At 34.6% G+C, this 12,847-nt stretch carries 10 protein-coding genes and 1 pseudogene; 5 read left to right on the top strand and 6 right to left on the bottom strand.

Annotated features, from left to right (window positions below; genetic code table 11):
- Nucleotides 1-16: 16 nt before the first annotated feature.
- Both ONG75_RS04025 and tnpC read left to right on the top strand, forming a co-directional pair.
- The gene (locus tag ONG75_RS04025) at nucleotides 17-922 is read left to right on the top strand and encodes a DUF1129 domain-containing protein (protein ID WP_264375846.1); all 906 of its coding nucleotides are present in this window, start codon (nucleotides 17-19) and stop codon (nucleotides 920-922) included.
- Nucleotides 923-1,026: 104 nt separating this feature from the next.
- A complete protein-coding gene (gene tnpC / locus ONG75_RS04020; RefSeq protein WP_264375454.1) occupies nucleotides 1,027-2,409 on the top strand; it encodes an IS66 family transposase in 1,383 nt (460 codons plus the stop codon).
- Between the two features lie 117 nt (nucleotides 2,410-2,526).
- Here the strand turns inward: tnpC and ONG75_RS04015 are convergent, their stop codons facing one another.
- Nucleotides 2,527-4,146, bottom strand: a complete 1,620-nt coding sequence (locus ONG75_RS04015; RefSeq protein ID WP_264375845.1) for a recombinase family protein — start codon at nucleotides 4,144-4,146, stop codon at nucleotides 2,527-2,529.
- A 305-nt stretch (nucleotides 4,147-4,451) separates the two neighbouring features.
- Between ONG75_RS04015 and ONG75_RS04010 the strand changes: the two genes are divergently transcribed.
- Nucleotides 4,452-5,648 carry a hypothetical protein gene (locus ONG75_RS04010; RefSeq protein ID WP_264375844.1) on the top strand — a complete coding sequence of 399 codons (1,197 nt, stop codon included), beginning with the start codon at nucleotides 4,452-4,454 and terminating at the stop codon, nucleotides 5,646-5,648.
- Entirely contained in the window at nucleotides 5,614-6,723 is a 1,110-nt protein-coding gene (locus tag ONG75_RS04005; protein WP_264375557.1) for a hypothetical protein, read from the top strand. Before ONG75_RS04010 ends, ONG75_RS04005 begins: the two co-directional genes overlap by 35 nt.
- A gap of 12 nt (nucleotides 6,724-6,735) precedes the next feature.
- Here ONG75_RS04005 and ONG75_RS04000 read toward each other — a convergent pair whose 3' ends face one another.
- From ONG75_RS04000 to ONG75_RS03980, 5 genes are read right to left on the bottom strand one after another with little or no spacing between them, the layout of a single operon-like run.
- Entirely contained in the window at nucleotides 6,736-8,751 is a 2,016-nt protein-coding gene (locus ONG75_RS04000; RefSeq protein WP_264375809.1) for an AAA family ATPase, read from the bottom strand.
- 23 nt (nucleotides 8,752-8,774) lie between these two features.
- Nucleotides 8,775-9,989, bottom strand: coding sequence for an AAA family ATPase (locus ONG75_RS03995; RefSeq protein ID WP_264375808.1), 1,215 nt, complete (start codon nucleotides 9,987-9,989; stop codon nucleotides 8,775-8,777).
- Nucleotides 9,986-10,474 carry a hypothetical protein gene (locus ONG75_RS03990; RefSeq protein WP_264375552.1) on the bottom strand — a complete coding sequence of 163 codons (489 nt, stop codon included), beginning with the start codon at nucleotides 10,472-10,474 and terminating at the stop codon, nucleotides 9,986-9,988. The genes ONG75_RS03995 and ONG75_RS03990 overlap by 4 nt, the downstream gene beginning before the upstream one ends.
- A 23-nt stretch (nucleotides 10,475-10,497) precedes the next feature.
- Nucleotides 10,498-11,295: an ATP-binding protein gene (locus ONG75_RS03985; protein ID WP_264375551.1), complete on the bottom strand. Its 798-nt coding sequence runs from the start codon at nucleotides 11,293-11,295 to the stop codon at nucleotides 10,498-10,500.
- Between the two features lie 51 nt (nucleotides 11,296-11,346).
- On the bottom strand, nucleotides 11,347-11,838 hold the full coding sequence (locus ONG75_RS03980; RefSeq protein WP_264375550.1) for a sigma-70 family RNA polymerase sigma factor: 492 nt from the start codon (nucleotides 11,836-11,838) through the stop codon (nucleotides 11,347-11,349).
- Nucleotides 11,839-12,708: 870 nt separating this feature from the next.
- Here ONG75_RS03980 and ONG75_RS03975 point away from each other — a divergent pair.
- Nucleotides 12,709-12,847, top strand: a pseudogene (locus tag ONG75_RS03975) (Holliday junction resolvase); the annotation flags it as partial.

Below are 12,847 nucleotides of genomic sequence, written 5' to 3'. Positions count from 1 at the left end.
TTCTGGGGGAATTTTTATGCGTAGTAGTGTTTTAAAAAGGTATGCACTTGCCTATATAAAAGAAAATGGCAGTGACAATGGTGTTCAAGAATTTTTACGTTCTCGTGGTATGCAAAATATTGAGAACTGGAGTGATAAAATTTTTGAAGATGCGTATAAGGAATTTAAGCTCAGTAATCTAACTAATGAGCAGAACAGTACAGAATATGATAGAAGCAATAGGCAACAAACTACAGGCCCTCAAGTCACGCACGTACATATAAACGATAATAGAGGTTTAGATTTTTGGGATTATTTACTACTTAGCAACCTGTTTGGTGGTCGTACTACAGTTATAAGTAACCCTGGTTTTGATACTGTTGGCTACCAAAGCAGAGAAGATAAGAAAAAAGACTCAGAAGACAGCAGGAAATTATTAGCTTTAGGGATAGTAGCTGTAGTTGCGTGTGTTGCTTTCCATGCTTTAATGTGTGTTTGGTACAACAGCAGCGAAAAAACGGCTAGAAAGTCAGAAAAAATAGATTATCTAGATAGTCAACTTAAAATGTTCAGAAATATAGAATTTGCAGTTGGTGCAATTTCTTTAGCAGCTTTGATAGGTTTCGCTATTAACCCAGTCTTACCAGTTTGGGGTTTAGTCATTCTTGGCATTAATTCTCTTGTGTGTCTTGCTGGTGGTGTGGCTTTTCATATGAAACATAAGAAAGAGTCAGAAAATATTAAGAAGGCTGAAGAAGCGGTAGATAGCTATCCTGGACAAGGGCGTAGTTGTGGAGGTTATGATTCACCACCACCTTCTTACTTTTCTCAAAATCCTAATACTGTTTCAAGTGCTTCTTCTTATGATGACACCAGACCTGGTGGGTTGTTTTCTCATTCTAATGCGGAAAAACATTCTGGAAATCATGGATGTAATGTATGAACATTGATTTTAGAAGGTAAATTGTAGTATCCGTTCAGCGGAGTGGCAGAATAAGGTAGACAAGGTGATCTAAAAAGATAATCATAGAGCAAAAGTGAGGTAATGTGGTAAACCTTTTAGAGCTTTGCAAAAATTTACAGCAAAAAATAGAAAAGTTAGAAGCAAAAATAGAAAAGCTGGAAAGGGAGAATGAAAGTTTAAAAGCAGAGAACAAGGCTTTAAAGATAGAGAACGCTGAATTAAAGGAAAGGCTTGGTTTAAACTCGAAAAATTCATCTCTACCAAGCTCTAGAGAGTTGTACAAAATAAAAAAGGACAAGCCAAAGAGCGACAGAAACGTTGGTGGTCAGGTTGGTCATAAAGGAAGTTTTCGCGCCAAAATGGATGCAGATGAGGTGATAAAAGTAAAGTTGTCATCTACTTGTGAATGCGGAGGAGGGATTGCAATATGCAATGGACCGTACATTCATCAAAAAGTTGATCTTCCGGAAATTAGGCCTTATGTAGTGGAATATCAGATGGAGCATGGTCGTTGCCGGAGATGCGGAAAAAGAAGAAGCAGTAAGTTACCAGAAGGTGTTACGTCAGATACATTTGGTCCAAGGGTTAAGTCAATAATTGCAGCGTTCAGCGGATTCTACAAAAATTCAAAACGCGAAATAGCGAGTGTCGTAAATGATATCTTCAATTTGAACATAAGCGTCGTTAGCATATCAAATAGTGAACATAGAGTTGCTTCAAAATGCAAAAAAATGTATGAGCAGATCGAACAAGAGATAAGTAGGAGTAAAGTTCTACATATTGATGAAACGAGCCATTATAACAAAGGTAAACTCGCTTGGTGTTGGATGTTTGCAAGCAATACGGCAAGTTTTGTGAAGTTGACAGAGTCAAGAGGAATGAAAGTTTTAAAAAATAACGCATGCTGCAATCATAATAGCTTAGTGGTAACCGACAGGTACGCAGTATACAATTACTTTGCTGATGAAAAAAGGCAAATCTGCTGGGCACACTTAGCAAGGGATTTTGAAAGATTAGCGCATAGTTGGAATATTGAAGTCAAAGTTCTTGGCTGTTACTTAAGAAATGTAGCTACTGAATTATTTGCACTAAAAAAGGCTTTGCTAAAAAATGAGATAGATGTTTTTAGATTTGCCAGACGTGCCAGAAAGTTGCGAAAACGTACAAGGTATTACTTGAAGGAAATATCCTACTTACCTGAAGCAATTGGAGCCTCTCGAGTTGCGAAAAATATTTTGAAATCTGAAAGAATGATGTGGAATTTTTTAGATGACCCAAAAAACATTCCGCTGACAAACAACCATGCTGAACAGCAGATACGGCATTATGTCGTTTACCGCAAAAATTCGTATTTTACACAATCAAAGCGGGGAAATGCATTCCTTGAACGGATAATTTCGTTATACTTAACATGGAAACAAAGGGGTCTCAATCCTTTCCAAAACCTCTTATCTATTGTTTCTTAAACCACTCTCCTGAACGGATACAAATTGTACAGCAAATAGTGTCATTCCAGTGCTTGACACTGGAATCCAGCTTTTTTGTAATTTTATTGAACATGTTGTATAGTCGTTTGTTTACAATTAATTTTTCTGGATCCCAGTGTCTGTACAACTAGTACAACATTGCATAATTTTATTATGCCCATTTTGATCGAAATTTGCAAGACTTTTTATGCGAAATACTATGTATAAGTGATTGTGGTTGATTTCAATTTGATGAATTAACATTCTAATAATATTTTGCTTAGTCTGCCAATCTACCAGATCAAGTTTTGATTCAATACTTGAGGAAAAGTTTTGCAAGCTATCTGTAACAAGGCTCAATTCTTGTTGTAACTTCTTTTGATCGAGTGTTCTTTCTTTTTCTTCTTCAATTTCTTTCAAATGCTGTTTCATTGTTGTAATTCTTGGCTCAAATTCTTCTTGGCTTATAAAACCTTTGGCATAGCTATCAATAAATTTTTTGATACTCAATCTTAACTTACTTTCCTGCTTTTCACGTGTTTGATTATGTAGAGGTTTTTTGTTCTCTGACAATCTACGTTGATATTCATTTGCAATCCTATCTGGCTCTTTTAATATACTCTTAACTTCTTCCCATATAACTGTATCGAGTACATCAGTACGTATTGATTTATTGTCACATACTCTGTTGCCATTAAACCTGGAGCCAGAACAACGGTAGTAAGAATAACGTTGATTTTTACTATATGCACCACAATAAGTATATTGGCAGCGCTGACATACTGTTAAACTCCGCAACAAAAACGTTTCTTTTCTTTCCCGTACTCTTGCTCTTTGTCTATTTTCAGTTAGCTGTACTTGCACTGAATCAAATAAATTATCACTGATTATTTTTGGCACTGAAACATAAATCCAGTTCTCTTTATCATTACTAAAATGACCATTTTTGAGTCTACCACAAGTTCCTTTTTTTGACTTTCTTACTTGTGGTTTCGAGCATGCCTTAGTTTTACCATAAGCTGCTCGTCCTATATAAGCAGGATTTTTTAACATTTTCCAGATAGTACTTCTTTTCCAACGTTCTTTTCCTGTTCGTGTTATTACCGGTATCTCGCTAAGTCTACGTATAACTTCATTGATGCTTACTCTTTCTTGGCCAATCCAATTAAATATTTTGCACACTACATCCGCTTCTTCTTGATTAATTTCAAACTGAGCACTTCCTTCACCTACATGTTTTGCTATGTAGCGATAACCGTAAGGTGCATTACTCATTACGCTTATGCGACCAGTTTTAGCTGCATGAAGTTTTCCCCTGCGATTACGTTCCATAATTTTTGCACGCTCATACTCTGCTACTAATCCTTGAATTCCTAAAAACATATTAGATTCTGGGTTATCCTCAAATTTATGATTTAAGAAAATAACCTCTGATCCTGCTTTTCTAAACTCTTCGAGTAAGAGCGCTTGGTATGCAGATTTCCGTGATAGCCGATCAGGTGAATGAATGTATATCTTATCAATCTTACCTTCTGCTACTCTATCACGTAAACTCTCTAAGCCAGGACGTTCTAAATTTGATCCACTATAACCATTATCGACAAACTTATGCTCATCTAATAACTCATGTCCATCACTACTAATGCGACGCTCCAACTCTACAATCTGACTCTCTATTGTATTCTCCTGTGCCTGTTGTCTTGATGAAACTCTTGCATACAAGCTTACTGTTACCATTTTCTTCTACCTCCTTTATTTTATATTTCAATAATTGTTCATAAGCATTTGCCAAATATGTACTCGCCAATCTGTGAGGTTCATAACGGCAATAAATAGTTAAATCCCCTTTTTGCATGTTTTTCTTCCTGTGAATTTTTTTATAAGGTTAGGAGACTTCTATTAAACTAAACACCTTATTTAAGAAAGCTATCTAGTTCACACAAATTCTCCTTAATTCAATATACAAGATTTGAAAAAATTATGTCCAAAAAATCTTTGCTCGAATTGTCATATTATGTATAATATGGCTTATTTAATCTGTTATGAATATTCATCCAAGTTACAAATTTTGGGAGAGTGATTTAGAAGTTCCCGTTAATCTTTTACTAGATCGCTTTCAAGATTTAGAATTACGTAGACTATGGCTTGATTCTCTTTCTGGTAGACAATTGAGTATCATTTTTCAGCATTGCTTTAAAAATCATTTAAATGGACAACTTTTTCAAGACGGAGACTACGATGATAGATCCACTCAACAAAAACGTAAGATACTTGCCAGTTACTCTGACTCTCTTTTTAACTATTATCTCATTAGCTACTTTGATCGTACGAAACTTGAAGCTACAGTCAGTGAAGTAGCAAGATTTGCTCTGACTGAGAAGTTAATGAGATCGTATCTGATAAAAAATAATACTAAGTACGATAAAAGATCCTTGTTATTTTTACTATTTCACATAAATTGTGAACTTTTAAAATCTGTTTATCATTTTGATAAAGTGCAGAAGAAAGGTTTCGTATCATTTGCTCTACAGAAATCACCAAGACAAATAAACACTTCATTTAAAGAGTTTATGTCACAAGAAGCTGTAGAGCAGATACTGAAGTTTGAAAACCAATTGCAGGGTTTTTTCCATCACCAAGATCGGATATATATGTTTGTACGTCGAGGAAGTGATATGGATTTACTGCTTAACTCAAATAAAGTTGTTCATGGTCATAAACCTGAGTGGATGATTTTAGATTTCTCTCTTGATGGCACTCAGGTTAATCTCTGTGCTAAAAATACTAATAAAGCTGTGGAAATAGCAAATAGTATTGCAAGTGGGTATTTTGACTGCGAATGTACTTTTGTAAATATACAAGATAAGAACTTTCCACTACAAGTGCACAAATTTCTTCAAGCATGTATAGAGGGTTCTGATCCTAATATTTGTATATTTGAGTTAAATTTTAAGTCAGATTATTTTAAGAATAGTAATACATATCTTACTTTAAGTGTAAAGCCGTATGATTCTATTGCACCAGAGTTACATATTTTAAAGCCATCTATTGGCAATATACTACAATCTATTCAATCAGCTAAAGTAATGTTCCAAAACAAAAAGGTAACATTTTCTTTCAAAATAAGTGGGGAAGTTTATTATTCAGAGCATCCACTCAATAAAAAAGAAAGAGAGGACCTGAAGAAACATATGGAACAATCTTATGGTCTTAAAATTCTTTCACGAGCAAATTGCTGATCTTTTAAGTTCAAATAGTTCTTGGGTTAATCCAAGTCAAAATCACATTAAAGCAGCAAGATACTTATTTGATCTTGGATGGATACAAATGCAAGAAAGGTATTATATTGTTTGCTCTTGTGAAGAAGATTATCTTGATTGGCCAAATGTAATTGATCCAAGTTGTAGCAATGAGATTTTCATTGATCCAGACTTTGATGAAGCATGTGATGACGCTATTTGTGAAAACTGTTCTCGTCATATTTTGCCTAACACTTATCAAAAACAGAGATTTCATCTCTTATCCATATACTTAAATACAGAGAAAATCATAGACTGGTTTGAAACAAAGTTGAATGATTCAAGACTTATGTGGGAAAAAGTAGAAAAAGGAGTTTATTATGTTTGTAATCAAGGTCGTACTGTAAATCTAATAATCCTTGATTTTTGTACTGATGCAATATTTCTAACTATAGATAAACTTAGAGTCCATCCAACAGTTCTCATTACTCTAAAAAAAGATATACCGAATCTATTATTGAGCCTATATGTAGTGCGAATGGTAGAACTGTTTTGTCAGCTTAAGACTTTAACTGAGATATTTCAAGAAGCAGCTAAAAGAGGAGTACCAGAGGTAGTAGAAAATACTTCTTTGCAAGTTTTACCAGCTTCATATATTTCGCTTAAACGTGTTGAACCAATTATACCAACAAAGCTTTTGGAGTTACAGGTAGTTAAAGGTATGGTATATGTTAATAGCGTTGAAGTTATAAATAAAAAAGCTGTGTCATGTCTTAATATTTTTCGAATATTGTTCAAGCAATTTTTACATGACTGTGAAAAAGAATTACCACCTGAAAAACATACACTTCTCAATATTAATCAGTTAGAAAAACTCTTGGGACTTAGTTTAGAAGCAGATTTAGAACATCAAATCAGAAAACCATTAAATAAAATGCAAAGAACAATCAAAACTACACTTGCTGAGAGATTAGGATTAAGTATTGAACGTGATGATGTGATACAAACCCTTGGTTGGCAAAGATCATCACATGGTTATCGTATTAACCCTTTTACTTTGACTATAAAAAAATAGAATTTCCTGATTTTAAAAATTTTCAGCTCCATGAGTAAATTTTCCAACTCCACGTGCAAATGGTCCTGTTTTTACATCAAGCCATTTATCTTCTTTTGAACCATTAGCCATTCCTTTAACTATTTGCTTTGCTTGTAAAAGCTCTTGAACTATACGCTCTAGTCTATCCCTTCCCATACTATGAAAAACTTCAGGCAGTCTATGTCGTTGTTTATGTATTCCTGCACTTCCTGTGTGAGTAAATGGATGTCCTGAAATAGCAGCTCGCGCAATTGAATCAATAAGATATATTTTAAGATCCTTATCACTAGTATTTTGAGCTTTTAATTGTTCAGTGATGTCTTCTAATAGCCCTGTTTCTTCATTTCTCAGATAAGTACGTACAGTACGATCAGCCAGGCCATTTGCCTTAACAACAGCTCCATAAAATAAAGCATTTTGTCTTGGGATTTTTCCAATTGACCTAAAAATCATTGGTTTAGTCATATCTTCAACAGGCCAAAAAGCAAAAGAACACCTGACTCCATTTACGAGAGCAGAAGTGCCTCGAATAGCATCTCGTGCTTGCTCTACTGTTGATATAGGCTTTTCTCCCTTCAGCTTTCTCATATGATGTGCAGTAATTATTGAAGCTCCAGTGCTACATGCTAAATCAGATAATAAACACATGAGATAATCCCCTACTGCTGGATCAGCATTTAAATCTGCATGAATGAAAGAAGCAAGGGGATCAAATATAATGAGCTTTAAATCCTTTATCCTGCTCAGCTGCTTCATTACCAACTCAAATTCTGGAGATATTTCTACAACTTTACCGCGAACGTTCTTAAGTATGGTAAGAGATCCTCCGATGTTTGGTAATGGTACAATAAATAGCCTACCTTTATATTTCAATCTCTCGCATTTTGGATCAAGTCGTTCTAAGCGACGATGTATTTCATTTGTATCATCCTCCGCAGAAAATACCACCACAGATCCATGTTCAGTAACAAGTGGACCAAATCCGCATACCTGATCTATGCTACCTGCAACCTTGAGGGCTAGGTCAAGAAGTAGCATACCTTTGCCTGTATCTCCCATTGCAGCCAAAATGGAGGTTACACCCAAAGGAAATAATCCTTCAACCAAGAATCTTTGCTTTGGTACTGGGCCTACAAAACGCTCTACGCTCCAGCTAAAAATATCAAGTGGTGGTTTAATAATTATTTTTCTTGAGTTTTTTTCGATAAATTCTTCAATATTTATTCCCTCTAACACACAATCAGCAGCATCCCAACTCTTTGGTTTATTCGGTGGAATCTTAAGCGTAGCAAGTGATGCAACACCAAGTTCTAAAAGTCTCTTTTCAGCGTTTTTGGTATATTTATTACCTGCTTCATCGTTGTCTGGCCAAATAATAATATGCTTGCCCTTAAGCGGAGTCCAATCTGTTTTATCAATAGGCGCATTTGCTCCAAACATTGCTGTTGTTGCAGTTATTCCTTTCTCTATAAGTGCTTCTGCGCATTTTTCTCCTTCAACCAGAACAACCTTATCAGATTTTAAAATACCTGGAATGTTGTAGAGTGGCCTTATTTCTGGCTCTTTGAATCTTTGTTTTTTAACATCAAATGGTTTAAACTGTTTTTTCTCTAAAGGAGGATCATAACGGTAGACTATTACAATCAATTGGTTACTTTCATCGTAGTAGTTCCAACTACAAGTCAGGTATTGTTCTAGATTTCTAATATTATTTTTTTCTTTGATGCCAAGCCATTCACTTATTGAGAGCATTACTTCAGGAAACTCTGTTTTTGCATTCTTCCCGTGTACTGTTGCCCAAAGGTCAATAATGTCACCACCTTCTCCTGTTGCAAAATCTTTCCATAATCCAGCTCTTTCACCTGTTAACTCTATTACAGTGCTTTTGCCTTTGTTACCCTGTACATCACCTACATAAAACTTATCACCACGAAATGTCCCTCTTGGTAGTAGATGAAAAAGACAAGATCTGATATTTTGCAAAAGCTGAGTCTTTAGCTCTACCATAGTATCCGTTTTTTGCGGACAAGTTAAGCCGTAGCTATAATTTTAGAATTCTGCCAACGCCCATTTACCCTGCTAATGAATTTTGCTGGTATTGATTTACCGTTTCTTAGCTCATATACTACTTGCAAGACATTTGCACATTTATTTGGTTGAAACATTACCATACCAGATGTATAAAAACTTCTTAAAGCATTAGCACCAATTAAAGCTTGAAAAGGACTTTTTGCGAGTGTAGCTGTGGATACTTTTCTGGTATGACGTGTAATAATGATTCCAGCCATAGGATTAATTACAGAACGTAGTTTTTCTACTCTGCTTTGCAGGCCAGAAAACATATTTTCATAGTCAAGAGAATCCAAAACGATAAGATCTATCGTTTTAAATTTTTCTCCTATGATATCTTTTATTCTCTCTATACCTTCATCATTTAAAGTTAATCTCATCTTTGTAGTAACAATCAAGTTTTCCTCTGCTAGATTTGGCAGCCTTTGATTAGTTATGATTTGTTGTATGCGTTCCCTGATATAATTGTACTCCATCTCATTTTGCAGATAGACTATTTTTAGTGGCCTTGCTGACTTCATCTTAAGAAACGACACTCCTGCTGCAAGATGTGCAAGCAAAGAGAGAAGAAAATAACTTTTGCCAACCTTTGGAGTACCACCAATGACTAAAAGACCACCTGGAGTGAGAATTCGTGGAGCTATTATGTCCTCTGGTATTGGTGATTGATCACTCAAGTACTGCTTTACAGAAAATATTTTTTCTTCTCTTTTTTCTCCACTCTTTGATTTTTTATTGAGCCACTTTCTAGCAGAATATATATCACCCTTAATTAAAATCCAAAGATCAATAATATCACCACCAGTTCCTTCGGTAAAATTACGCCAATCACCAGCTTCCTTACCTACTATTTTAACTGTAATTGTATTTCCATTTAAGTCTCCAATATAAGTTTTTTCTCGGTAAAACTCACCATTTGGAAGTAGGTAAGAAACACACTCCTTGATATTATCAATTAATAATGCTTTTATCTTTTCTTGCTTTTTAGACATAAAATTCCCATACATATTTTTCATACGTGTAAAGTTGAGATTAGCTAGCTCACAAACAGTTTCAAAAGATTTTGAATTCAGCCAATGAATTGCTTCTTTTCTTAGCTTTGGGTTTTTTCCTACTGAATCCTGAATACCTCTAGTAACGACAGCAGACCAAAGCTTTTCCTCGTCGTACTTCAAAATGGAATCCTGTCAATCTCGTAATTTTTACGATATTCTGGAGTAATTACCGAGGCAATTTTGTTCTTCTCTCCATATTCATCAGTTATAACACCTACCTTTACTGTAAACTCCAACCCATTTAATTCTGCAATTGAATTTAGCTTACGAGCAAGGATTGCACTTTCTGAATTGTCATGTGGATGAATGTCGCGTGCCGATTCCAAGATACTGCGAAGCATAGAGCGACCCATTTCTCCCCAAGTATCTTCTGCTTTATTACTTTTAATACCAATTATTTGGTAAATCTTGTGCTTTTCATATAGACCTTCAATAACGGTAAATTCTGTATTTAAATAAATGCTACCGGTAGTGGGGCTTTTAGTAAACCAATGCTCATAACCTCCAGGCTTGATTGTCATTTTTACCTTTACTATTGTACCTTTTGGTATCAATCTACTTTGCGGTTTTACAGTGTTAAAATCAGTTAATAGGTTTTGTAACATATATCACTCTCCATGTTTAAATTTTAAAACTTGCTTTTAATCTTTGTAAGCAGCTTGCCTAAATGCGGTTCTTCAACCATACTCAGGCGTCCGCTGCGGTCTTTAGCTGGGTATCCCCAAGGGTTTAAAGTGTGGCAAACAAAAGAGCGCTTCTCCGTTCCATCATCTTTCTTGATTCCAACCATACTGATTACTTCGTCAACTATCCCAGGAATTTCACTGGCAGTTTTAGTTCCTTCGCATTGAGGTAGCCAAATTGGACGATTGAAATCATCGAGATATTGACCTAAAGTGCCAACTATGATGATGTCTTTGTCTCTGATGTGTTGAAATTGATTGAGCCAAGCCATCATTTCCTGAGCAAGTAATCCATATGCAGCTCTCATGTCCTGTTTTCCCGATCTCTCAGAAAAAGCCTCAGGTTGCATTTTTGCCCATAATAGACATAAACGTGAAGCAACGGTTATACTATCTACAAAGATGCATCGGTATTTAGAAAACTCAGGGAAAAGATCTTTGTACTTACCAGATACATGTTCATGGTGTCTTTGGCTATATGCTTGATCATACTTCAGCGCAGGATTAGGCCCCCCTATAAGACAAGCAATATCTCTAGCTTCATTCCAAGTGCGAAGACTAATTGAATCTCCTTGCCAATCTTGAACAGCAAGAAGCCCTGCTTCAAAATCAAGGCAAAGTGTTGGTTCATCTACGGTCTTTAGGAGACTTGTTTTACCAATACCATAAGGACCAAAGATGACCATTTTTACAGTTGATATTGTTTGCAATCTTTCATTATTATTCAAAATTTTAAGAACCATTATTTATCCATGCTACGATGTATATATATACAAGAAAGGCAAAAATTTTGTTCAATTTTTCTTTTTGCCTTCGTAGTAAATAGGAGAAAGTTTGGCACGTATCTTCTTGATAATATTGTTTAAAGTGGTTCTTGAAACGTTGTTCATTTTGGCAACTTCATGTAAGTTAAAAAATTTAAGTTGCTCACATATATTTTGCCATTCCTTTGGTAAAACCGAGATCATATAGTCTACATCAATGCGTTTTGTTATTTCATCCTCAAGTAGCTCTGTTACATCGATACTAATATAGTTATTGATATCGCGTTTTGCACATCGCTGTTTCTTTAACAGGTTAATAGCTTTATTTTCAGTTAATCTTGCTACAAAGGTGTTAAAGCTACTTTTATCTTCATCATACTGATCAAGGCATGGCCAAATTTCACAGAAGAGTTCTTGTTCAAGGTCTTCGTTATTCTCATCAATAAAGCACTTAGCAAGTTTTAGTCTATAGGCTTGGTATTTTACGTTTTTAACAATTATAGCTATATTTTTTAATTTCATGGTTTTCCCTAAAACAAATTAATGCTTTAAGGATGGAAGTTATTAATGCCCTTATGTAGGACAGGAGCAAAAATAAATAATACTGATGCAATTTTTAATCTATTGATATTCTATTGTTTTTTTTTGAGAATAATACTGATGCAATTTAAAATAATACAGTTCAGGTTTTTGGAACCTATTTTGAATGGATTTCAATATTTTTAAGAATGGGTAGCTCAGGCTTCCTAAAGTTATATTAAAAACATATAAGAATTTCATATTTTGAAATTCAATATCACCTAAAGAGCTAAAAATGTGGATTTCGCTATTAAAAGAATAGCTTAAATTTTTAAGAGGAAAATAGTTGAAAAGTATGCTCTCTATAACCTTAAGTTCCGTTCCTAATTACTGGCTTCCTAAATCAGGAATTAGGAATCAGGAATCTAGAACTAGCCTATATGGCGAGTTTTCACCATGCGTTCCTAAAACCGTTCCTAGGAACGGCATATCTGAAGTCCGCCAATATGGGGGATTCTAGCTTCCTGAAACCCTTATATATAATATATATATATAATACATATATAAAAATATACACATATATAAAAACATATAAAATATAAAAGTAGAATAATAAAAAAACCTCTAAAAGTAAAAAAATCATGTTTAGAAGGTTTTCAAATTCGAGAAAAATTTTTCAAAAATTGAAGATTTTTTGGACGAAAATTTTTCCAATCTTGTATATATATACGTAACCAACAATTGAAAGGCTTGGCAAGCAAACTGACTGTAAAAGAGTTTTCATATTAGTTGTTAAATTTCGAAAATTAAAGATTTTTTGGACGTAATTTTTTCAAATCTTGTATATATATGTACTCGGCAATTGAAAGGGGAATGCTTACACTAGATCTTGGTAAACAAACTGGTTGGACTATTTTACATGATGGAATAGTACAAAGTGGAAGTAAGAGTTTTCATGTTAGCAGGTTTAGTGGTGGTGGAATGCAGTTTTTAAATTTTCGTAATTGGCTGT

This window comes from Wolbachia endosymbiont (group B) of Sphaerophoria taeniata, from assembly GCF_947179355.1.
Classification (GTDB): domain Bacteria; phylum Pseudomonadota; class Alphaproteobacteria; order Rickettsiales; family Anaplasmataceae; genus Wolbachia.
This window is presented reverse-complemented; position numbering and strand designations above follow the sequence as displayed.